General features: G+C 49.0%; 19 protein-coding genes. 4 read left to right on the top strand and 15 right to left on the bottom strand.

All coding sequences use genetic code 11. The annotated features are described in order from the left end of the window. On the bottom strand, window positions 1-1,633 hold a 1,633-nt coding region (locus ACSNJE_RS12600; protein WP_495252791.1), incomplete at its 3' end, for an Athe_2463 domain-containing protein. A gap of 1 nt (window position 1,634) precedes the next feature. Continuing rightward, a complete protein-coding gene (locus ACSNJE_RS12595; protein WP_495252790.1) occupies window positions 1,635-2,387 on the bottom strand; it encodes a stalk domain-containing protein in 753 nt (250 codons plus the stop codon). Window positions 2,388-2,741: 354 nt separating this feature from the next. On the opposite strand from ACSNJE_RS12595, the gene ACSNJE_RS12590 reads away from it, so the two are divergent. The 3 genes from ACSNJE_RS12590 (at window position 2,742) to ACSNJE_RS12580 (ending at window position 5,345) form a co-directional block, all read left to right on the top strand. Next, window positions 2,742-2,927, top strand: a complete 186-nt coding sequence (locus tag ACSNJE_RS12590; RefSeq protein ID WP_495252789.1) for a hypothetical protein — start codon at window positions 2,742-2,744, stop codon at window positions 2,925-2,927. Window positions 2,928-3,333: 406 nt separating this feature from the next. Beyond that, complete coding sequence (locus ACSNJE_RS12585) at window positions 3,334-4,587, top strand: double-cubane-cluster-containing anaerobic reductase (protein WP_495252792.1); 1,254 nt, start codon at window positions 3,334-3,336, stop codon at window positions 4,585-4,587. Next, window positions 4,584-5,345: an acyl-CoA dehydratase activase gene (locus ACSNJE_RS12580; protein WP_495252788.1), complete on the top strand. Its 762-nt coding sequence runs from the start codon at window positions 4,584-4,586 to the stop codon at window positions 5,343-5,345. Before ACSNJE_RS12585 ends, ACSNJE_RS12580 begins: the two co-directional genes overlap by 4 nt. On the opposite strand, the gene ACSNJE_RS12575 is transcribed toward ACSNJE_RS12580, so the two are convergent. From ACSNJE_RS12575 to ACSNJE_RS12515, 13 genes are all read right to left on the bottom strand, one after another. After that, window positions 5,342-6,661 carry a S8 family peptidase gene (locus ACSNJE_RS12575; protein WP_495252787.1) on the bottom strand — a complete coding sequence of 440 codons (1,320 nt, stop codon included), beginning with the start codon at window positions 6,659-6,661 and terminating at the stop codon, window positions 5,342-5,344. The genes ACSNJE_RS12580 and ACSNJE_RS12575 overlap by 4 nt on opposite strands. A gap of 140 nt (window positions 6,662-6,801) precedes the next feature. Then, the gene (locus ACSNJE_RS12570; RefSeq protein ID WP_495252786.1) at window positions 6,802-8,556 is read right to left on the bottom strand and encodes an aldehyde ferredoxin oxidoreductase family protein; all 1,755 of its coding nucleotides are present in this window, start codon (window positions 8,554-8,556) and stop codon (window positions 6,802-6,804) included. Between the two features lie 58 nt (window positions 8,557-8,614). Further along, complete coding sequence (locus ACSNJE_RS12565; protein WP_495252785.1) at window positions 8,615-9,775, bottom strand: iron-containing alcohol dehydrogenase; 1,161 nt, start codon at window positions 9,773-9,775, stop codon at window positions 8,615-8,617. 104 nt (window positions 9,776-9,879) lie between these two features. Next, a complete protein-coding gene (locus ACSNJE_RS12560) occupies window positions 9,880-10,299 on the bottom strand; it encodes a ferritin-like domain-containing protein (RefSeq protein WP_013119741.1) in 420 nt (139 codons plus the stop codon). A gap of 93 nt (window positions 10,300-10,392) precedes the next feature. Further along, window positions 10,393-11,409: a cytochrome d ubiquinol oxidase subunit II gene (gene cydB, locus ACSNJE_RS12555; protein WP_013119740.1), complete on the bottom strand. Its 1,017-nt coding sequence runs from the start codon at window positions 11,407-11,409 to the stop codon at window positions 10,393-10,395. Between the two features lie 15 nt (window positions 11,410-11,424). Beyond that, window positions 11,425-12,786 (bottom strand): cytochrome ubiquinol oxidase subunit I, encoded by a 1,362-nt coding sequence (locus tag ACSNJE_RS12550; protein WP_052218471.1) that lies wholly within the window; start codon window positions 12,784-12,786, stop codon window positions 11,425-11,427. Window positions 12,787-12,880: 94 nt separating this feature from the next. Further along, window positions 12,881-13,285 (bottom strand): RrF2 family transcriptional regulator, encoded by a 405-nt coding sequence (locus tag ACSNJE_RS12545; RefSeq protein ID WP_495252784.1) that lies wholly within the window; start codon window positions 13,283-13,285, stop codon window positions 12,881-12,883. Between the two features lie 110 nt (window positions 13,286-13,395). After that, window positions 13,396-15,393 carry an NAD-dependent DNA ligase LigA gene (gene ligA / locus ACSNJE_RS12540; protein WP_495252783.1) on the bottom strand — a complete coding sequence of 666 codons (1,998 nt, stop codon included), beginning with the start codon at window positions 15,391-15,393 and terminating at the stop codon, window positions 13,396-13,398. A gap of 74 nt (window positions 15,394-15,467) precedes the next feature. Then, window positions 15,468-16,292, bottom strand: coding sequence for a lipid II flippase Amj family protein (locus ACSNJE_RS12535; RefSeq protein ID WP_474659593.1), 825 nt, complete (start codon window positions 16,290-16,292; stop codon window positions 15,468-15,470). 43 nt (window positions 16,293-16,335) lie between these two features. Beyond that, complete coding sequence (pcrA, locus tag ACSNJE_RS12530) at window positions 16,336-18,561, bottom strand: DNA helicase PcrA (protein WP_495252782.1); 2,226 nt, start codon at window positions 18,559-18,561, stop codon at window positions 16,336-16,338. Between the two features lie 120 nt (window positions 18,562-18,681). Further along, window positions 18,682-18,987, bottom strand: a complete 306-nt coding sequence (locus ACSNJE_RS12525) for a DUF1634 domain-containing protein (protein ID WP_052218467.1) — start codon at window positions 18,985-18,987, stop codon at window positions 18,682-18,684. Next, a complete protein-coding gene (locus ACSNJE_RS12520) occupies window positions 18,981-19,751 on the bottom strand; it encodes a sulfite exporter TauE/SafE family protein (RefSeq protein ID WP_474774584.1) in 771 nt (256 codons plus the stop codon). Before ACSNJE_RS12520 ends, ACSNJE_RS12525 begins: the two co-directional genes overlap by 7 nt. A gap of 136 nt (window positions 19,752-19,887) precedes the next feature. Continuing rightward, window positions 19,888-20,403 (bottom strand): demethoxyubiquinone hydroxylase family protein, encoded by a 516-nt coding sequence (locus ACSNJE_RS12515; protein ID WP_461569529.1) that lies wholly within the window; start codon window positions 20,401-20,403, stop codon window positions 19,888-19,890. 281 nt (window positions 20,404-20,684) lie between these two features. Here ACSNJE_RS12515 and ACSNJE_RS12510 point away from each other — a divergent pair, with 281 nt between their 5' ends. Continuing rightward, window positions 20,685-22,541, top strand: a complete 1,857-nt coding sequence (locus tag ACSNJE_RS12510; RefSeq protein WP_495252781.1) for a methyl-accepting chemotaxis protein — start codon at window positions 20,685-20,687, stop codon at window positions 22,539-22,541. Window positions 22,542-22,601 lie beyond the last annotated feature (60 nt).

The following is a 22,601-nucleotide window of genomic DNA, read 5'->3' as shown; positions in this document are numbered from 1 at the left end:
CTAATTCTTCGGTTCCGGCGACAGCCGGTTCCTGTTGGGCTATACTGGTGACGGCTATATCGGTGACATGGGATTTGATCAATACCCGCCGGGTGTTATTCTGCCAGTTGATGTCTTTGAGAGTGGGTTCCTGGGGCCATATTTTGGCCTCGATTAAACTGTTTTGCCCCATTTTTTGGCCATGCCAGGTAAAAGGTAGAGTTATTGTTTCGCCGGGTTTTAAAGCTACCGTCCGTTCATGGATGCCGGATACAGGCCAGCCGTTATGGGTTAACCCCAGTTTTACTTCTACCGGGCCGGGGAAGTTTGCCTTTAATCCGTAAGTTACCGTGCCGTGGTATTCCTGGCCCGGCTCGGTTAGCGCAGTTCCCGGAGTAATATTAGCCACATACGCATCAGGCAGCGGTTTAACGGTTAATGGAACGGTAAGCCGGTTATCAGCGTAAACGAGGCCCGTATCTCCCTCGTACAGGTACCTGAAGCCCGGCCAGTCATTGACCCCGACCGTCAGGCTTTTTGATTGGGGTTGGGCAGTCCAGTCAAACTGGGCAACTATCTCTGCCCTGTTAGCATTAAAAGTAACGGTTTGGTACTTATAGCCCACCGGCGCACCCCAGGGAAAAGCGCTTATTAACCCGCCTATGGAACCGCGCCCTGATTTATATTTTAAAACAGCTTTGTGATGGGTTTGGTCAATCTGGTGGGCGGCTCCAATAAAGATGGGTAGCTTCGGCGGCGGCCTCTTAATCCATTCGTTTTCCGCAGCAATACCGAAGGTCACCGTGGCGGTGTACCTGGTGAAGGGTTCGGCGGTGTAAACCGTTGCACCCGTTGTAGGATCCGTTTCTACCGGAGTGCCGGGGTCGAAGTCTTTTACGTACAGGTTCGGTACCCAATCTACAAATACACTTTCCGGCGCTATTGGGATGGTCCGGTACAAAATACCCTGTCCGTCGTGCTCATCGTGCCAGGCGATACCCCAGCCCCAACCCCAGAAGGTGGGCGGCTGCAGCACGTGTACGTACTGTTCCCAGGGTACTGTCTCATCCCCGCGGAACTCATCCCCGTGCATTAATTTTAAACCCCACCAGATGTTTTGCCGCCATTCGGGTTTGGGTTCAAAATATGGAACATGTACAATTTTTTCTCCACGAATGTTGTTCCAATCTATAACATTAGGATTTGTCCAAGGGTGAGAAATCCATTTATTATCATCCAGATATTTGTTTTTTGGCTGTACATCGTTAGGCCAATTTAAATTTGGGATATGCTCGCCAAACCTGTTATACCCCGAATACCGATATTCTCCATTTTGGGGTTTTTCCCCGGGTCTTCCGTGCGGTGAGCCGTAAAAGAGCAGATGGGTGTTATTGAATTCAGGGTAAATCTCTATATTCAAAAACCTTTGGTTTTCCGGAATGGCTTTTGTTTGCGGAGTATCAACAAAATATTCTATCGGGATGCCGCCTTCCAGTTTTAGATAGTTATTGTCGTCAATTTTTGCTTCGGTTATTGTTAAAGGTGGTTTTACCGGTGGGACATATTTTTCTGTGTTTCCCCAGGTCAGTCCGGCAAAACCAAACATAGCCACTAATACCATGAATAAAACAAGATTTCTTTGGCCAATTTGCAACCTATTTCACCCCCGGCTGCCACACTGTGATTTGAATAACAAAGTCACCTGAATTTGAAGCAACATATACCTTTTGGTCATTGAAAATCCACCATTTTGCAGGCACTTCCGACCATTCGTCCTTTTTCTGACGTATGTATTCTGTTACTTCTTTAGCCGGCCCAGGTCCGAATTTACTGGCCAAAATCTTATAAACATCATTAAATTGAGGTTCCAGCTCTTTACCAAGTGTTACAGTAAGATTAATATCAACCTTATTAAGATTATTGTCCGGGGGATCTATTTCAACAATTACGTCCGTCCCCTCCGGAATCGTATATCCATTATTCACCGTGATCTTCACGGTCCTGGTCTTGGCAAGCCACTCCACCGTGGCGCCCAGGCATTCGCTGATGAAACGCAGGGGGACCATGGTCCGGCTGCCGGCAATCACCGCCTTGGTATCGAAATACCTGGTCCGGCCGTTAACGGCGGCTTTGCTTTCGCCGATTTTCAGGGTGATAGTCCTGTCTTCTTTGCTGATGGTGACAACTCTGGTTTCGCCGTTCCAGTCCACCTTTGCGCCCAAAGCTTCGCTCACAAAACGCACCGGTACCAGGGTGCGGTTGTTTTTATCGATATACGGTTTTTGGTCCGGGAACGCTATTTTGTGATTGTTGACCAGCACCGTGATGTCGCCGGCAGCCTCGGCAACTGCCGCTGTGCTAAAGGTAAGCAGGAGAACAAGGACAAGCAAATTAATGCATTTTTTCATCTGAAAAACCCTCCCCACAAAGCAAAAATACGTCTATATTATACCTGAACCACCATTAACTGCCAATACATTTATCACATTATTCTGAAATTTTCTTCGGTGCCAGATAAGTTGCGCAAGCACTGCTGACCGGTGGCAGGTGGCCGCTCAACCCCACTCGGCCTGCGGCCTCGGGGGTAAAAAGGTAGTTTGCCCTGCGGGCAAACTTCATTAATTTAACAAAACCACAAAGATACCCATGCCGCTAGCGCTGCATCCGTTGTACCTGTGGAAGGGTGGGGTGGGGTTCTCAGGCTACCGTTAAGGAGCGACTGCGCCCGCAAAACCACAGCCAGGCAGGCGGGGGGTTCCCGCATGTTCGAAGATGGCGAAGGCCGCCGGGAAGTCCGGCGCTCAACTTATGCAGGGCGCCCCAGGCTGTCGATAAGGGAGGTTAAATGTTTTCCGGAGCGGGGCTTAAATCGTCCATCGATCCGCGAGCCGCGTAAGCGGGAGCGGTTATCCGATGGAGATTTCGCCCGGAGCGGAGGAATCATTTAACCTCCCCTTTTCCAATCTGCGGCACGCAACATATGCTGAGTAACCGGACGGGAGGCGGCCTGGCTTTTGAGAAATGCAACACGAGCCATCGAGTTCGGGAACACTGCCTGCCTGACCAGGTTTTGCAGCACAAAGCTCCTTGGTAGCGGAGAACCCACCCGCCCTTCCGTGGTCGAAGGAAGGCGTAGCCTCGGAGCAACGGTTGTTGCACCGGTGCAGCAGCTTACTGCAGGTCAACGGTACAGCGGCAATCATAATTATTTATCATTTTGCAGTTATTGCATTAAATAATTTTATCATTAAAATAAAGGAATTTGTTTGCTTTACAGAAAATATATATTTCCTGTCACTCAATTATGAACTTTTTGGAAAGGGGAGACAGACCGTGAGTAATGATTGGCGTCAGATGTGGAAAGACCTTGGTATGGATTTAGAGAAGCATGATGAATTTTTGGCTCCTGTGCCGGAAGTATACGGAAAGCTCTTTATGGCTCAGGAGAACAGGCCCAAAGGTATGGGTTACTTTGATTTTGTGGTAGGAGATATTCACGGCATCAGAGTGAAGGAATTAGTGGACCATAAAGCCAACGGCGGAAAAGTAGTCGCCTCCTTCTGCGTTTTTGTGCCGGATGAGATAATTACCGCTGCCGGTGGCGTCAGTATCGGCCTATGTGCCGGGGCCCAGTTTCCTGTTCCCACCGGGGAACAAGTGTTGCCAAGAAATTTGTGCCCGTTGATTAAAGCCAGTGTCGGTTTCAAACTCGACCGCATCTGCCCTTATTTTCAGGTAGCGGATTTTGTGGTCGGTGAAACCACCTGTGACGGTAAGAAAAAGGCCTGGGAAATTCTTGACGAATTCATTCCTACCCATGTCATGGAACTTCCCCAACGCAGGGCAGAAGCTGATAAAGCCCTCTGGATGGAAGAAATAAGACGTTTTAAAGAAAAAATGGAGAAAGAATCAGGCGTCGCCATAACTGCCGAAAAGCTGGCCGCATCCATCAAAATTGCCAATGAAAAAAGAGCCGCCCTCCAACGGCTCTATAACTGCCGTAAGGCAGACCCGGCGCCCATCTCCGGCAAAGACGTGCTGCTGATAAGTGAGCTGGCCTTTTTTGATGACCCCAGACGTTTTACCCAACAGATCAACGCCCTGTGCGATGAGCTGGAGGAACGGATTGCCAAAGGTGAAGGTATCGCTGAAAAAGGCGCCCCAAGAATCCTTATTACGGGCAGTCCTATGCCGATACCGAGCTGGAAGCTGCACGCCATTATCGAAGGGAGCGGCGCTGTGGTTGTCTGCGAAGAAACATGTACCGGCACCAGGTATTTTGAGACAACAGTACGGGAAGACGGAGCTACTCTCGATGAACAGTTGGCCGCCATCTCTGAGCGTGCCCTGAATATAAACTGTGCCTGCTACACTCCTAACAATGGCCGGATAGAGGACATTCTCCGGCTGGTCAAAGAATACAATGCTGACGGTGTGGTTTATTATAACCTGGCCTTTTGCCAGCCATACAGCATTGAATACCGGAAAGTAGAAAAGGCCCTCCAGGCAGCCGGCATTCCTGTCATAAAAATTGAAAGCGACTTCAGCGAAGAAGATACCGGCCAACTGCAGACCAGAATTGAAGCCTTCCTGGAGATGGTAAAATGATTTATGCAGGTATAGATGTCGGCTCAGTGGCAGCTAAAGCTGTCATCCTGAGTAACGGTAAAATCTTATCGAGGGTCATCCAACCTACGGGCTGGAGCCCCGGGGAAGCAGGGCAAGCCGTCTTCGAAGCAGCTTTGGCGGAAGCGAAAATTACCCGGCAGGACGTGACCCGCATTGTAGGGACGGGTTACGGCCGGGTGGCCCTGGATTTTTTAGACAGGGCAGTAACGGAGATTACGTGTCATGCCTTGGGCGCCAACTATTTTTTCCCCGCCAACAACCTGGTTATCGATATCGGCGGCCAGGACAGTAAGGCCATTCTTATTAACAAAGACGGGAAAGTATTAAACTTCATCATGAATGACAAGTGCGCGGCAGGTACCGGTCGCTTCATTCAGGTTATTGCTATGACCCTGGGCCTTGAGTTAGACCGGCTTAAAGAACTGCCGCCAGCGAAACCGGCAGCTATTAACAGCATGTGCACCGTTTTTGCGGAATCTGAAGTGGTCAGCCTTCTAACCCAGAACGTTCCCAAGGAACGTATTGTTTCAGGGCTATACCGGTCAATAGCCAGGCGAACGGCTGCGATGGCCGCTTCTCTTGGCTCCGTCGGAGGAGTTACCTTTACCGGAGGTGTAGCCCGCATTCCGGGCATGCAGGAAGCTCTTTCCGATGCCCTGGGCTGTCCGGTTAATGTACCTGATAATCCGCAGATAATCGGAGCTCTGGGGGCAGCAATTCTGGCGGAGAATGATTAAAGGCGTTCAAGCTGCGGGGAACCGGCCCGGCGTATAGCGGCAGCCGCATCAATTAAGCCTGCTCCTGCAGCATTGGGGTTGTAATTTATTTTTCGGCAGGTATCCATTAAAAGTTTTTTTACATCATCGGGCTGCAAATGAGGCGAACTTTCTAAGAGCAAAGCAGCAACACCGGCACAAATCGGTGTGGCCATGGAAGTCCCGGACATAGACAGGTAGTGCTTCCCTACCCTGGCCCGCCTGCTGCGCAGGTCCAGATAAGAGCACGGGGAACGAAGAGAAACTATATTGACCCCAGGCGCCACCAGGTCGGGTTTTTCAAGTCCGTCCACAGTGGGCCCCCGGCTGGAAAAACCGGCCACCGGGTCATCATTTATGCGGACAGTGTTCCGGTCATCTTCAGCCCCCACTGTAATTATTACCGGTGAAATGCCGGGGGAATTAATGGTCTGCCGGTCCGGCCCGTCGTTACCGGCTGCTGCGCAGACAACCAGTCCCGCTTCCCATGCCTTGCCCAGGGCCAGGCACAGGGGATCATTTTTATATGATTCCGTTGCTTTAACGCCTACTGACAGCGAAAGCACTTTTATTCCATATTGCCGCTTGTTTTCCATACACCATTGAACACCGGCCATGACACGGGACAAAAGGCCTGAGCCCTTTTTATCAAGGACCTTTACGCCTATAAGGTTGGCTTTAGGCGCCGGCCCTCTATATTTGCCATTGGATGCATAACCGTTGCCGGCAGCATCGCCGGCGCAATGGGTACCGTGGCCGTTATCGTCATAAGGCTGGGTTTTTTTATTTATAAAGTCCTTGAAAGCTATAATGCGGTTAACAGGTCTGGTTAAATCGGGGTGGGGGTATATTCCGGTATCCAATATGGCAATACCCACGCCTTTCCCTTCGTAACCCGTCTGCCATACAGGGGGCGCACCGACAACAGGCGCAGCCACATCGAGTACGGCCTTTACCTTGCGATCAACCCAGACTCCCGCCACCGACTCATGGATAATGAGTTGTTTCAGCTTCCTCATATTAACAGTAGTAGAAAATCCGTTAATAATATTCAGCCTGTTATCAACCTTGCAGCCCAGGATCTTTTTATCCCCCGCCGTTAGAACGGAGACATATCTGTCGTTGAGTTGAACGATAATCTTTTGCTTCACGAAAATATCCCTGAAAAACTGTAGGGGCCTGCGTAAAAAGGTGGGCATCCATCTCGGAAAAGAATCCATCTCGTTAATTTTGTTTTTTAATACCCGGCACAGTTTAAAACTGTTTTCCCTGACTTTTTGGGCAAAAATGTCGGCCATAATATCATCTCCCACATGAGCAGCTTCTTACTGCATTTTATAGGAGAATGACCAGGGATGTGCCAGGTAAAATTATTATGTAAAAAAAATAAAAAAGCACCTATTTGATTCATAGGCGCTTTTAAAACTCTCGGGGATGTTTAAACAGGCACTAGAACTTTTTCTTCTTTCTCTATTTCCTCGAAAACCTCATCCAGTTCTTCGCCGGTAAAATCCCATACCGCATTGTGGGGTGGAATTTCTTCTTCAAAAAACTCGGGCAATCGGTCGTCTTGCCTGGTAAAGCCGGCCGCCTTGTTGAACTCCAACTCCGTTACCAGAACCGATTTACCCAGGTCGTTAATATCGTTGGCAGTCATATTTAATCCATACTGAGCATTAATGAGGTCAATCATGGCCTGGAACGCATCAGGATTATCCAGTAAGGTAAAGGCCACAAACAGGCACAGGCCCGCGCTGTCAATGGCGGCCGTAGCAATCTGCAGGTTTCTGGACAGTTCCACGTTACCTTCCTTGGCCAGGGGACTGACTTCTCCGCCAACTTTCAATATATTAGCGGCGACAGAATACCCGGCAGTATGGTCAGCTCCCATCGGAGTGGTAGCGTAAGTTACCCCGATACCCTTGACCGCCCGTGGGTCATAGGCGGGAATGGCCTGCCTTTTTACAACAGGAACTCTGGTCACACCGTACACCTGTCCTGTAACGGCTGCCCCATTGCCTATTATCCGGCCCAATGGGCTGCCCTTCTCGATTTCCCTCAACAGGTCCAGCATACCTGGCCCGTCGCCAAAGGGCAGTACTCCCCCTTCCATGGCAACGGCAATAGCCACGGCTGTCTCTATGGTATCTATGCCTATATCGTCACAGATGCGGTCTGCCTGGGCGATTATGTCCAGGTCGTTAACATAGCATACTGCCCCAAAACCCCATATGGTTTCGTATTCAAACCCGGCGGTAACATAATTGCCTTCCTTGTCATTATACACCTGAGAACAACTGATAACACAACCGGCATGGCAGTTATGGGTGGGCTTGCCTTTTCGGTCCACAATGATATCGTACATCGTTTCACCACTGATTTTGTTAGCCCCTGCAAACCTGCCCATCCGGAAATTTTTCGTTGGCAGCCCACCGGCTTCATTTAAAATATTAATAAGTACGTTGGTACCGTACTTGGGCAACCCTTCGCCCGTAATGGGATGCTCTCTTAAAGCGGCAGCAAAAGTCCTCGCGGCCTCCCTGAATTTCTCCGGCTTAACTATCGGTACGCCAGGTGCATCAGTATCATCAACAGTAATATATTTAATCCCTTTAGAAGCCATAACAGCCCCCAGCCCTCCCCGCCCGGCGCTGCGTATATTGCCGTGGGGGTCTTTAACAGAAATATTTGCCGCCGACATCCGGTACTCCCCCGCCTGTCCGATAGTTATTACGCCGATTTTCTCACCGTATTTTTGGGAAAGCACGTCTATTACCTCATAGTTGCCCTTACCCAGGAGTTCCTTTTCTTCCTGGACCTTGATGCCGTTTTTGTCCACATGTAAGTTATAGTATTTACCACCTTCCGGCATCCCTTCAATAATGATAGCCTTGATACCCAGTCTGGCCAGCTTTTGTGCTGCCGTGCCGCCCGAGTTGCTCTCTTTTATACCGCCTGTCAGCGGGCTTTTGGCGCCCACTGACATGCGCCCTGAATTGGGCGCCGTTGTTCCCGAAAGCAAGCCCGGCGCAAATACGAGTTTATTCCTTTTTCCCAACGGATGGCAGGTGGGATCAACCTCCTTGGCCACAATGGCCGAAGTCAGAGCCCTGCCGCCGAGATATTTCCATTCTTCCGGCACATCTTCAGTACTTACAGATAAATTGGCCATATTTACTCGGCATATTTTCATAAAAAACCTCCTAAAAAAATTTTCTTTTTCATCATTACATCCAGGATGTCTATTAAATCTAAAGAGCATTTTTATAAATCTGAATAATGTCTTCCAGGGTTGCTTTGCGCGGATTGGTAAAGCTGGTGGCATCTTTCATGGCGTTTTCCGCCATCAACGCCAGATCGTCTTCCTTCACCCCAAGCTTCGTCAACCCCGCCGGAATTCCGATGTCTTCAGCCAATATTTCAATGGCCTCTATCGCTACGTCAGCCGCATCCCGGACCGACAGTCCGCTGATGTTTTCACCCATAGCCTCGGCTATATGGGCAAACCGCTCCGGAGCGGCAATCAGGTTAAACCTTTCTACATGAGGCAGTAAAATCGCATTGCAAACTCCGTGGGGTAGGTTATATAAACCGCCGAGTTGGTGCGCCATGGCATGCACAAAACCCAGGCTGGCATTGTTAAAAGCCATACCGGCCAGGAATTCGGCGTAAGCCATCTTGTCGCGGGCTTCAAAGTTATCCCCGTTGGCCACGGCTTCCCGCAGGTTCCGGGCAATAAGCCTGATAGCCATCAAAGCTGCCGAATCCGTTACCGGCGTGGCAATTGTAGATACATAAGCTTCCACCGCATGGGTAAGGGCATCCATTCCCGTGGCTGCCGTCAAACTCGGCGGCATGCCGGTCATCAGCAGCGGGTCATTAATAGCTACATTGGGTGCACACCGCCAGTCCACTATCGCCATTTTCACGTGAGTATCGGTATTGGTAATAATGGCAAACCTGGTCATTTCACTGGCGGTCCCGGCGGTGGTATTTACCGCAATCAGCGGCAGCATGGGTCTGGTCATCTTGTCAATCCCCTCATAGTCCCGGATGCAGCCGCCGTTGGTGGCGACGATCCCTATTCCTTTGGCGCAGTCGTGGGGGCTGCCGCCGCCCAGGGAAACTATCACGTCACACCCCTTCTCCTTCAGTAGCTCCACGCCTTCATGCACATTCTTATCAGTAGGGTTGGGTTCGGCTCCCGGATAAATTTCCACCTCCACTCCTGCCCCTTTAATGTAGCCGGCAATTTGCTCAGCCATCCCGCTGTTGGCTAAAAACTCATCTGTTACGATTAAAGCCTTTCTTCCGAAATTTTTCACCTGGTCACCGGTTTGCTTGGCGGCGCCGGCGCCCATTAAACTCACCGGCGGCATAAAATAGCTGTAAACCGTTTCTCCTAAAGCCATGTTGCCACCTCATTTTCATTATTTATGGTTATTATTCACCAAAACTTTGTACATTTTGCATTCCGCCAAAAAAAAGCTCCGGTTACCCGGAGCTTTAAAAACATCTAACCAAAGTATCTTTTCAGTAACCCATCCAGGGCCAGGGCATGCCGTGCTTCATCCTTGGCCGACTCGTCAAAAACATCATGGGCCTCATCAATATTGTTTTCTTTGGCCTTTACAGCCGCCTCCTTTTTGCCTTTGTTGGCCATGGTTTCCCCTTTCAGCATTTTTTCCACGTTTTCCTTGGTAGAACTGCTAATGAGCCCGTTTAATTCGGCAAACCTAGCCGCATGCCAGGCTTCATCCATGGCAATGGCCTTAAAGACCTCGGCAATTTCTGGGTATCCTTCCCTTTGGGCCTGCCTGGCCATGGCCAAGTATAAGCCCACTTCCATGGTTTCTCCCCGGAAGTTCTGGTCCACTGCCTCCTCAACAGCGGTTCCCTTTGTAACACCAATTTCGTTCTTAGTAGCAAATTCCATATTCATTCCTCCTCACATAATATGTTTTTTAAACTGGATTTACAAAATTTCCAGTTAAAATTGTTCCCTATTATTGTTGGTTTCGAACGAAAATTAATACCCCTGCCGACCGGCTTGGACTTTACCCCGGAATACGCGGTAAACATAGGTTGTATAAAAAAGGACTACCGGTACTCCCAACAGAGCAATAATAAGCATTATCTTAAGAGTTAACGGAGAAGAAGACGCATTGTATATAGTTAAGCTCAGGTTGGGGTCTGTGGCAGGCACCCAGTTGGGATACATACCCAGGGCCATAGTCAAAATCATGGCGGCCATAGTTACCGATGAAGCCAGGAAAGCCATGCCATACCGCCCGGCCTTGGTAGACAGGGGCCCCAGTATTATACCGGCAAGGGCCAGTAAAGGCACCAGGAAAAGCGCCGGCATTTTGGCGTAATTCGCAAACAAACCGGGTGCAACGATATAAGTAGCTACTGCCGATATTACATAAACAGCCACAAATACGATCCATATCCTGGTAAACAGACCTTTGGCCCGCTCCTGAACAGCGCCTTCCGTTTTCAGCATGGTATAGGTGACTCCCTGCATCAGGAAGGCCGCCAAACCAAGGCAACCCAACAGCAGAGAATAAGGATTGAGGAGCGCCAGGAAACCGCCCGTATAATTATAGGCGCTGTCCAAAGGCAACCCTTTAGCTACGTTGCCGACGGCCACCCCAAACAGCAGGGCCGGTAAAAAACTGCCCAGGAAAAAGAGGAAATCCCATCTCTTTTTCCACGTCTCGCTTTCAACCTTGTTGCGGAACTCTATGGCCGCGGCCCGGAAAATCAATCCCAGCAGGACCACCATCATCGCCAGGTAAAACCCGCTGAAAACGGAGGCATATACCTGAGGAAAAGCCGCGAACAGCGCTCCGCCGCCCGTTAAGAGCCATACTTCGTTCCCGTCCCAAAAGGGGCCCACAGAATTTAACAGTACCTGTTTTTCCTCTTCCGTTTTTCCAAGTAAGTAATAGAGAGAACCCACGCCCAGGTCAAAACCGTCTAAAATGGCATAGCCAATAATTAATATACCCACTAACAGGAACCATATTGTGTTTAAATCCATATTCCCCACCCCCAATTATTGCTGTACCGGGACTGTGCCGGAAAGGGAAACAGCAGAAGTTGCGGTCATATCTTCTTCTACAGCCGCCTTTTTTACTTCCCGCCGAATCAAGTAGACCAGCGCCCCCAACAGACCGCTGTATACCACAACAAACAACAGGATGGTCAGCAATATCTCACCGGCGGGCAGTGGTGAAACGGCAACCCCGGTTTTAAGTAACCCGTTGACAATCCAGGGCTGACGACCGATTTCCGCTGCGAACCAGCCGAACTCGTTAGCGGCCAGTGGCAACAGCATGGAATAATAAGCCGTCTTAAGGAATCTCCTGTCTGTATATATCCTGCCTTTGATGAACAGGTAAGCGCCCCAGAGTACCAGTAGCACAAACCAGCCAAAAAGGAAGATCATGACCCGGTAAGACCAGTAGGTAGCCAGAACAGGCGGCCTGTCTTCAGGCGTGAATGCCTTGAGGCCTGTTATCTCAGCCCTGGTGTCTCCGTATACCAACCAACTCAGGAGACCGGGAACACCGATAGAAAATCGGGTTTCTTCCTTTTGCGGATCAGGAAAGCCGATAAGATTTAATGAGGCATTGGCACTGTTTTCCCACATTCCTTCAAAGGCCGCCAGTTTAGCGGGCTGGGTAACAGCAACCTGCTTGGCGTGCATATCACCAAGGAACCCCTGGGCCACCACGGCAAACAGGGCAAATATCAGGGCAATCTTCATGGAACCTTTGGCCACTTCTACATTTTTATTGCGTAAAAGGAACCAGGCACTGATACCGATGACAAAGAAAGCAGCGGTAATGTAGGAAGCATCAACAGTGTGCAAGTATCTTGGTATCGTAGACGGATTGAACACAGCCGCAAAGAAGTCGGTCAACACGGCCCTGCCTCCTTCAATCTGGAAGCCGGCCGGCGTCTGCTGCCAGGAATTGGCCACGATAATCCAAAAAGCCGATAAGGTACTCCCTAAGGCCACAAAGAAAGATGCAAAAAAGCGCATGGCTTTGGAAATCCTGTCGCGGCCGAAAAGCAGCAGGCCCATAAAGGTTGATTCCAGGAAGAAAGCGAAAACTCCCTCAGCGGCAAGCGGCGCACCGAAAATATCACCGACGAACCTGGAGTACTCCGACCAGTTGGTGCCAAACTGGAACTCCATCGTTATACCGGAGGCAACCCCGACAGCAAAGATAATGGCAAAAAGTTTAAACCAGAACCGGGACATCCGGTCGTAAACTTCCTTACCGGTCCGCCAGTACAGAAACTCCATGACGGCAATAATTGTAGCCAGGCCGATGCTCAAAGGCGGAAAAAGAAAGTGAAAAAATGCAGTCAGACCAAATTGCAGTCTGGATAAAAATACGGCATCCATGGCATAACCTCCCATTTTTTATTGTTTACTATTTTGGTATACTTTTGGAGTAAAAATTATACACTACTTTAGTATACTTTTAACGTAAAAAAATTTAATTTATCAGATTGCCAAAGTTATGGTTTTTCAGTTCGTTATACAACTTTTTCTGAATACCGTCCAGGGCCCTGTGCACTTTGCAGCCAGGAGGACCTTTTTTGCTGCAGTATTCGGGATCTATGAGGCACCTGTTAATAGCCACAGGCCCTTCAATAGCCGTTACTACATCCAAAAAGCTGATATCCCTGGGGTCCTTCGCCAGGTAATATCCGCCGCCCACCCCGCGCTGCGACCTGACAATGCCGGCTTTAATCAGGGAGGGCATAATCTTAAGCAAGAATCGCATGGGAATAACTTCTTTCCGGGCAATAACCTGCGCTTCCACCACCTTTCCTTTGGGCTGCTGAGCAAGGAACAGTACTGCTCTGAATGCATAATCTGTTGCCTGGTTTATGTGCATGACCAATTCCCACCTTAATTGTTTACCGTTTTTGTGTACTTTCATTTTACAAAACTATACTATTTTTGTCAAGATTATTTTTAAAAAATCTTAACCAGAGTCTTGCTTTATCATTTTATCATTCTTTCAAAATCATCTTCGCTAATGACAGTAATACCTAACTGTCTGGCTTTTTCCAGCTTGGAACCGGGGTCGGCGCCGGCCAGCACGTAGTCAGTCTTTTTGCTTACACTGGAGCTGACTTTGCCGCCCAGTTTTTCTATGAGTTCCTGGGCCTCTTTCCTGGAATATTTTTCCAGAGCACCCGTTAATACAAAGGTCTTGCCCTCCAGGGGTCTTTCTCCCCTTTCCGGAATATCCTGGGTCATTTTAACTCCGGCTCCCCTCAGGCGCTCGATCAACCGCAAATGGGCAGGGTCCCGGAAATAGGCCACAATACTTTCCGCCATTTTGGGACCTATTTCGGGAATAGCGGTAAGTTCTTCCTGTCTCGCCTCTTTAAGGCGGTCCATGGAGCCAAAATGGGCCGCCAGAATTTTGCCTGCCCTGGCTCCCACGTGGCGAATTCCGAGAGCGAAAACTAAGGAGGCCAGGTCTTTTTGTTTACTCCTTTCTATGGCATTGAGCAAGTTTTCTACCGATTTCTTACCCATCCGTTCAAGTTTAATCAGGTCTTCGGCTTTGAGGTAATACAGGTCAGCGACATCCTTAACCAAGCCTGCCGTCAATAATTGGTCTATCACCGCCGGCCCCAGTCCTTCAATGTCCATGGCATCCCTGGAAACAAAATGAATCAATCCTTCACGGCCCCGGCCGGGACAATCTTTGTTTACGCACCGGACAGCCACTTCACCGGCCGGTTTCCGGACAGGTCCGTGGCAGACAGGGCACTCTGCAGGCATAAAGAACTCCTGCTCCTGGCCCGAGCGCTTCTCTTTCACCACTTCTATTATTTCCGGAATAACGTCCCCGGCCTTGTGTATGATTACAGTATCGCCGATCCGGATGTCTTTTTCCCGGATGATGTCTTCATTATGCAGGGTAGCGCTGCTGATAGTGGAACCGGCCACCCGCACCGGCTCCAATTCCGCTGTAGGGGTCAGCACACCTGTCCGGCCAACCCGCACGTAAATTCGTTTGACCTTAGTTACAGCCTGTTCAGCCGGAAATTTATAAGCTATGGCCCACCTGGGACTTTTGCTGGTGAACCCCAGTGCCGCCTGCTGATCCAAACTATTGACTTTAATCACCATGCCGTCAATCTCATAAGGCAGGTCATGCCTTTTTTCCGTCCAGTTCTGGCAATAATCAATGACCTCATTGATATTTGGCAGCAGAACTATGTTAGGATTAATCCTGAAACCCAGGTCTTTCAGAAGATGTAGGCCTTCCAGGTGGGTTTTAACCGGAGCTTGTCCCTGTACCGCACCAAGGGAATACAGGAAAATGTCCAGGGAACGTTCCGCCGTGACAGCCGGGTCCAATTGCCGCAAAGAACCGGCGGCGGCGTTCCGCGGGTTAGCGAATAGAGGTTCGCCAGCTTCTTCCCTGGCTTCGTTTACCCTGGCAAACTCTTTTTTCGGCATGTAGGCTTCCCCGCGAACTTCCAGAAGCTCCAAATCCTGGCGCAAACGCAGGGGAATGCTCTTAATCGTTTTCAAATTCTGGGTGATATCTTCGCCAACTTCCCCGTCGCCCCTGGTGGCTCCCCGGACAAACCGCCCGTTCTCATAAAGCAGGGAAACAGCCAGCCCGTCAATTTTTAACTCCACTACATATTCCACCCTTTCCCCTGCCAGGCCGTTCCTTACTCTTTTGTCAAAATCAAGCAGATCTGCAGCGGAAAAAGCATTGGACAAGCTCAGCATGGGAGCCAGATGGCGGACACTCTGAAATCCCTGGGCGGGAGCCCCGCCCACCCGCTGCGTGGGTGAATCGGGCGTGACCAAATCGGGATACTGTTCCTCCAGCTCGGTTAACTCACGCATTAGCCTGTCGTATTCAGCATCAGTAATCCTGGGCCGGTCCAGCACGTAATAATAATAGTTATGTTCTTCGATTTGTTTGCGCAGCTCATTAATTCTTTTCGCAGCAGCAGCCTTATCCAAACTCGATTCCCCTCTCTTGACACCTGAAACTTCCGGAAATCCGGTTATTTCGCCTCAACCTGTTGTTTCGAAAGCTAAATCAATTTAGCCACCTGTACAATAAACCAGGCAGCGGGAAAGAAAATCGCCTGGGCGAGGATAGTCCCGCCAATCCGGCTGAGAGCAAGATAAACAGTCATGTCTTTAACATCAGCCTCTGCCCGCAACCCTCTGGCGGCCTGGTCGGTAATGGATGCCACCTTGGGGTCTATGACAGTAACCCCTAAAACCGTCGCGAGCCCGTTAATAATGCCGGTCATATTGGTGGCCGTCCGGACATGATTTATGTCCATCAGCCCCGCGTAAAGAGCAGACAGAACGCCCGTCGTGTAAATTCCCGTAACCAGAATATTTAAAACAACAATCCGCTTAGGTACCTTTTGCCGCGAAATATGCGCAATCTGTTTTTTGCCAGGCAACCTGACGGCGCCCAATAGGCTTTTGATTTTTTGCGGGCTCAACAGCATCTTAACCATTCCGGGTACAGAACCGACCCGTTCAAAGAGAAAAATTCCTTTAGTAAAAATCCTGACAAAACTGGGTATCATAATCGTCCCCAGGATAGTCCCGACGGTAGCGGCCAAAAGCACTAATCTCATTTCCCGGCTAACGGCCAGTAAAACCTCCTGCCGGTTGACAGCCACCATGGCGCCGGCCCGGTCAATTATTTTACCCATCAATGGCGCCTGAATGGTATTGGCCGTGCTGGAGATCAGAAATATGACGTTCCACAGGGAAAAAGCCAAGGCCAGCCGCTGGGTCCGCACTCCAGCCAGGCGGACAGAATAGCCAAGCGTATTGATTAAATGTATTAAGGCCGTCAAAACCAGAACAAGCCACAGACGATGCGTAATAGTCATGCTTCACCAACTTCCCGGAACTGCACACCCACCAAAGATATTTTTATCCCGAAACCTTCTTCAAGGGTGCGTATCGTACCATCAGCTTTTTAATGCCCAGGTCGGGAAAAGCGATACTCAATTCGGCATCCTCCCCCTTGCCGTTGACGGCAACAACCACGCCCACGCCCCATTTGCTATGCTGTACTTTATCACCCAGGTCAAAGAAACTTTCTTTTGGCCTGTCCTCTATTTTGTAACTTCCCACGGGCGAAACATGGGCCCTGTCAGCAAAAGATCTCCGCCTATCGTTATCCCGTGAACCCCGGAACATTTCCCGGGACTCCTGTTCGTGACGGCGCCTTTCGCCACCTTCCGTATCCAGTAAGGTAGGGGGTATCTCCTCGATAAATCTCGATACAGGGTTAAACATGGTGTTACCGAAAAGGTTCCTTTCCCAGGCAGCCGTAAGGTATAACCGCTCTTTGGCCCTGGTGATCCCTACGTAACACAGGCGGCGTTCCTCTTCCAACTGGCTGTTGTCCAGCATTGACCGGGAATGTGGGAAGATCCCCTCTTCCATACCGGCAATAAACACCACGGGAAACTCCAGGCCCTTGGCGCTATGCAGTGTCATCAACACCACGGCATCGGCCCCTTCCGTATATTCATCCACATCGGAAATCAGTGATACCTCCGCCAGAAAGTCTTCCAACCGGTTTTCAGCGGCCCTGGCGTCAAATTCCTTGGTCACTGATAGGAATTCCTTAATATTCTCCAGGCGGGTTTGCGCTTCTACGCTTTTTTCTGCTTCCAGTTCCCGAATATACCCCGTTTGCTGCAACACTTCATTAACCAGTTCAGTTACAGAATAATGCCGGGCCTGCTGCCTAAAAGCTTCTATCAATTGGCCAAAATTCTTTACCGTTGACAGTGACCTTCCTGTAAGCCCCGGTATTTCCTCTGCCCGGATCAGCGCCTCGTAATGCGAAATTCCCTGGTAATTGGCATATTCTGCAATCTTACCCATAGTGGTGTCACCGATCCCTCGCCTGGGCACATTGATAATCCGCTGTAGGCTAATGTTATCGGCCGGGTTGGATATCACACGGAGGTAAGCCAGGATATCCTTTATCTCCTTACGCTCATAAAACTTCAAACCGCCTACGATGGTATACGGAATCCCATTCTTGATGAAAACTTCCTCAATTACCCTGGATTGGGCGTTGGTCCTGTAAAGTACGGCAAAATCACGGTAAGGCCTGTCCTCTTCAAGATGCAGGCGATAAATGCGTTCAGCTATATAATAGGCCTCCTGGTATTGGTCCTGGGCCCTGAAAAATACAGGCAGCAGGCCTTCCTCATTTTCCGTCCACAGGGATTTTTCTTTCCGGCCTATATTCCTTTTGACCACGTGATTTGCCGCCGCCAGGATGTTTTTTGTGGAGCGGTAATTCTGTTCCAATTTGATTACCCTAGCTTCCGGGTAATCCCGCTCGAAATCAAGGATATTCTGAATATCGGCTCCGCGCCACCCGTATACCGACTGGTCGTCGTCTCCGACAACACACAGGTTTCTGTATTTGGCTGCCAATAGCCTGATCAGCCTGTATTGGGCGTGGTTGGTATCCTGGTATTCGTCCACTAAAATGTATTTAAACCTTTCCTGATAATAATCCAGAACCTGCGCAAACTTTTCAAACAGCTCAACGGTTTTCATGATCAGGTCGTCAAAATCCATGGCATTATTTTCCTTTAGCTTGTGCTGGTACAGTTCATAAACCCGCGCCCCGACCTCCTGGTAATAGTCCTGGGCCTGCCGCTTAAAAGCCGCCGGGTCCTGCAAGCCGTTCTTGGCCTGACTAATCAAAACTTGCATGGCCCGGGGAGGATATTTTTTATCGTCAATGTTCAATTCCTTTAAACAGTTTTTCAGTAAAGTTTGTTGGTCTGCCGAATCGTAAATTACAAAATTCCGGCCATACCCTAGCTTATCTATTTCCATTCTCAGAATACGCACACAGGCCGAATGAAAAGTACAAACCCAAAGGTCCCGCGAATCATATCCCAAAAAGCGTTCCACCCGCTCTTTCATTTCCTGAGCAGCCTTATTGGTAAAAGTAATAGCCAGGATGTTGCGGGGGAATACCCCTTTCCTATGTATTAAATGGGCTATCCGATAGGTTAACACCCTTGTTTTACCGCTTCCCGCTCCGGCCAGAATAAGCAGCGGTCCTTCCGTCCATTCTACAGCTTCCTTTTGTTCCGGATTCAAATTAGCTTCAGTCAAAACTTTCCCTCCCTGAATATGTCAAAAGTGACTAATTGTAGTTCTCCACCGTGTAATTGTTGCACCATTAGATTCGGATTACTTATCACTGAAGTTCGCTGCCAGGGAGCCTGTTTCCTCCTAAAACTCCCGGCCGATAAAAATACTTACCGTCAGGATTAAAAGTACGGCCAGGGAAATCAGGGCATATTTTTTGTCCTGCTCAATGAAATAAAAAACAAGAACGGCTGTAACCACCCGCAACAACGGCGTAGCCAAAAGGATGAACAAACCTGCTTTTATAACTGTAACAGCCCAGGATCCCGCTCCGGCCAAATGGAGAATCAACCCGGCCAGAGTAATGATTATGCTGACATAATAACCGACAGACAATACCTGGCTGACAATACTGTTAAGCTTCACATTGACCTGATTACGATTTACCATAGCTTAACCCCCAACCCCTTTAATATCATGTCTGCAGCCAGGTATAAAAAGATGACGACAAATACTTTTTTCAGGCCGGCCACAGAAATTTTGTCATTGAAACGGGTTCCCAGCCGGGCGCCCAGAAAAACCCCCAGGGCTGAAGGCGCTGCGGTAACAGGGTCAATCAACCCACGAAAAAAGAAGATAAAACCGCTGGCCGAGGCAGTAACCCCGATCATAAAATTACTTGTGGCTACAGCCCTTTTTAAAGGAACCCCCATCAAAATATACATGGCCGGAATTTTTATCAATCCGCCGCCAATACCCAATAAGCCAGACAAAACCCCGGCCAGCCCGGATGCGGCAAGGCCTGCCGGCAAGCGGGAATACCGTCCGGCACTATTGACCGATGCCGCTGCCGCTTCCCGGTGCCTGACCATAGAAACTGCATTATATAACAACAAGAGGCCAAATAATATCTGCAAGGTAGAACCGTCAACCATATTGGCTATTAAAGCCCCCGCAATAGCTCCAATAGTAGTACTCAATTCCAATACCATGCCCAACCTGATGTCCGCCTTGCCCTCCCTGACGTAAAGGCTGGCTGCTCCCGTCGATGTGGCTATTACACTGATCAGACTGATGCCTATAGCTTGATGCATGGGTAAACCCAAAACAATAGTGAGGGCCGGAATCAGTATAAAGCCCCCACCTAACCCCAACAGCGCACCAAAAATGCCACTTAATATACCGACGATAAACAACAAAAATAACTCCTGCATTTCCTCCACCTACTTGGCTGCGTTTTTTTTTATTATATCACATTATAGCCAAAATTTAACCTTAAGCAAAAACAACCTCTCCCGAAAAGAGAGAGGTTATCAACAACAACATAAATTAGGACCAGTTGCTTAATCATTAGTGGTCTGTACCCCCATGGTGCCGGTTAAAGTTCTGGTTCTGGTTCTGGTGCTGGGCCTGGTTCCACTGTGGGGTTTGCTGACCCTGTACCTGCTCCTGAAATATATGGCCCGTTTGCATGCCGGGCAGCGTGTAAGGGCTGTATTGGTATTGCTGGGACTGGGCAGGTTGCCTGGCCTGCTGTCCCTGCTGCATCTGGTAAGGTTGTCTCGTTTGCCCCTTTTGGTTGAGCAGTTGCTCCACTTCCTGGCGGCCTTTGGCCAGAAACTGCGCTTCCTGGGAATCCAAAATTTCCATCAAACGCAGCAGTTCTCCCACATGCTGGCGTTCCTCGTCCCGAATGGAATACAATATGGTTTTTACCCGCTGGTCATCAGTAGCCATCGCGTGAGCATCATAGCCCATAATCGCTTCCAGTTCCCCGGCAATGTCCACTCTCAAAGCCTGTATCAACTCTTCCCTGGAGAGTTTCTTTGGCACATTACCCACAAAGGGGTCGCCCATCATTACCATAAAATCGCCTCCTTGATATTTTTTTCTAGTTTTTACAGTTGATTTAAATTTATGTATAACAACTTTTTTCCAATGAACTGAATTTTGCAGGAATTAGTATTTTTTTGTCGAAATTTGGTATTAGTTTAATTTTTCGATATTTACAAACTACCAAGCCAGTTATCCCTTGTAGTAGTTTCCGCGGGAGGTGATATGTAAAGACCCGCATAACAGAAAAACAGGAAAACGTAGCTCCTAACAGGGGGTTTTCAACAGGGGGGTTTTTAATAGGGGGGGTTTTTTTGAAGAATATCACAATCCGTAAAAAAATTTTGTTTGCTTTTGTAGCTCTGGTAATTTTGTGCATTATTCCCATCACATTGGTTACTGTTTTTTCAATGAAGGAAGCAGTTGTCAGTACGGTACTGGAGAAAGCCAAAGCAGATTCGGCTACCGGCCTGGCCATTATTGACCAAACATACCCTGGCAACTGGGCTATCAAAGACGGAAAGCTTTACAAGGGTTCCCAATTGATGAACGACAATTTCGCCATAGTTGACAAAATTGCTGAATTGACAGGTGATACAGTCACCATATTCCAGGGAAATACCCGGATAGCCACTACTGTAAAAAAAGACGGCAAACGGGCAGTTGGCACCACTGTATCCAAGGAAGTTGAAGACATTGTTATCGGCAAGGGAGAGCCATATTACGGTGAAGCCGATGTGGTGGGGGTGAAATACCAGACAGCATATCAGCCTATCCGGAATTCCGAGGGACAGATAATCGGTATCTGGTATGTCGGTATTTCAAAAAAGTTTCTCGATGACCTTACCTTCAGATTTATAGTCAAACAGATCATAACAGGGCTGATTGTTCTCCTGCTGGCCTTTGTACTGGCATGGATAATTGCCGGAACCATTTCCTCACCCCTTTTCCGCCTGAAAAATGCCATGGAGCGCGCTGAAAAAGGAGACCTCACCGTTGACCTCAAAGTTGACACCGGTGATGAACTCGGTATCTTGGCTTCTTCCTTCAACAGAATGGTAGCAAATATCAGAGAAATTATCGGTGACATCATTTCTGCCAGTCTGAAATTGTCCGATACTGCCAATGAATTTACCCAAAACGCCGGTAATCTCAGCAGGTCCAACGAAGAAGTAAACAAAGCAATTGAAGAAGTTGCCAAGGGTAATACCACCCAGACCCAGGAAATTGCCGCAGTAGTGAAAAGCATTGACGAGCTCAGCCAGGCCATTTATTCAATCGCTCAGGGTGCCGATCAACAGGCAACCAATGTAAACAGGGCCTCGTCGGCCATCAGCCAAATGGTTGCCGAGGTGGAGGAAGTAGCCGCAAGTGCTCGTTATGCCGCCAAAACTGCCGAGGAAACATCTGAAGTTGCCAGTGCCGGCAGTGAAGTTGTTGAAAAAGTTGTTGGCGGAATGGAAACTATCAAGGCCAAGGTATTTGAAGCAGCCGACAAAATTAAAGAACTTGGTGAACAGTCGCAGCATATCGGAGAAATAATACAGGTTATAGATGAAATAGCCGAACAGACTAACCTGTTGGCCTTAAATGCCGCTATTGAAGCAGCCAGAGCAGGTGAACACGGAAAAGGTTTTGCGGTAGTTGCCGATGAAGTCAGAAAACTTGCGGAACGAAGCAGCAAAGCAACCAAAGAAATTGCCGAATTGGTCAATAATATCAGGCAGGGCACTGACAAAGCCGTCCTGGCCATGAATGAGAGTACAACAGAGGTTGAAACAGGAGCAAATCTTGCCATTGATGCCGGCAAAGCCCTCGAGAGCATATTAAACAATGTGACCCGAACCAATGACGAAATACACAAAATTTCAAACGCTGTCCAGCGTATCTCCGGTCAGAACGCAGAGGTTGTTGAGGCCATAGATGTGGTGGCTCAGGTTACCGAAGAAAACTCATCCGCTACAGGAAAAATGGCCGCCAACAGCGATGAAGTAAAGAAATCCATCCAGAACATAGCCTATGTTGCCGAAGAAAGTGCTGCTGCCGCCCAGGAGGTAACAGCTTCAAGTGAACAGATGTATACGATCAGCGATGTATTAGCTTCTTCTTCGAAAGAACTGGCTGAAATGGCTGCCGCATTAAAGAACCTGACCGGTAGGTTTAAAGTTTAAGTAGGCTCGTAAAATAACCATGGCCGATTATAGTGAGGTAAAAGTAAAAGGGGCAATCCC

It is taken from the genome of Thermincola sp. GK-1, assembly GCF_059412445.1.
The sequence above is the reverse complement of the archived record's forward strand: the minus strand, read 5'-3'. Positions and strand labels throughout refer to the sequence as shown.

Coding starts and splice junctions, on each gene's coding strand:
- ACSNJE_RS12595 (WP_495252790.1), bottom strand. CDS start 2,387: ATGAAAAAATGCATTAATTTGCTTGTCCTTGTTCTCCTGCTTACCTTT.
- ACSNJE_RS12590 (WP_495252789.1), top strand. CDS start 2,742: ATGTTCGAAGATGGCGAAGGCCGCCGGGAAGTCCGGCGCTCAACTTAT.
- ACSNJE_RS12585 (WP_495252792.1), top strand. CDS start 3,334: ATGTGGAAAGACCTTGGTATGGATTTAGAGAAGCATGATGAATTTTTG.
- ACSNJE_RS12580 (WP_495252788.1), top strand. CDS start 4,584: ATGATTTATGCAGGTATAGATGTCGGCTCAGTGGCAGCTAAAGCTGTC.
- ACSNJE_RS12575 (WP_495252787.1), bottom strand. CDS start 6,661: ATGGCCGACATTTTTGCCCAAAAAGTCAGGGAAAACAGTTTTAAACTG.
- ACSNJE_RS12570 (WP_495252786.1), bottom strand. CDS start 8,556: ATGAAAATATGCCGAGTAAATATGGCCAATTTATCTGTAAGTACTGAA.
- ACSNJE_RS12565 (WP_495252785.1), bottom strand. CDS start 9,775: ATGGCTTTAGGAGAAACGGTTTACAGCTATTTTATGCCGCCGGTGAGT.
- ACSNJE_RS12560 (WP_013119741.1), bottom strand. CDS start 10,299: ATGGAATTTGCTACTAAGAACGAAATTGGTGTTACAAAGGGAACCGCT.
- cydB (WP_013119740.1), bottom strand. CDS start 11,409: ATGGATTTAAACACAATATGGTTCCTGTTAGTGGGTATATTAATTATT.
- ACSNJE_RS12550 (WP_052218471.1), bottom strand. CDS start 12,786: ATGGATGCCGTATTTTTATCCAGACTGCAATTTGGTCTGACTGCATTT.
- ACSNJE_RS12545 (WP_495252784.1), bottom strand. CDS start 13,285: ATGCACATAAACCAGGCAACAGATTATGCATTCAGAGCAGTACTGTTC.
- ACSNJE_RS12535 (WP_474659593.1), bottom strand. CDS start 16,292: ATGACTATTACGCATCGTCTGTGGCTTGTTCTGGTTTTGACGGCCTTA.
- ACSNJE_RS12525 (WP_052218467.1), bottom strand. CDS start 18,987: ATGGTAAATCGTAATCAGGTCAATGTGAAGCTTAACAGTATTGTCAGC.
- ACSNJE_RS12520 (WP_474774584.1), bottom strand. CDS start 19,751: ATGCAGGAGTTATTTTTGTTGTTTATCGTCGGTATATTAAGTGGCATT.
- ACSNJE_RS12515 (WP_461569529.1), bottom strand. CDS start 20,403: ATGGTAATGATGGGCGACCCCTTTGTGGGTAATGTGCCAAAGAAACTC.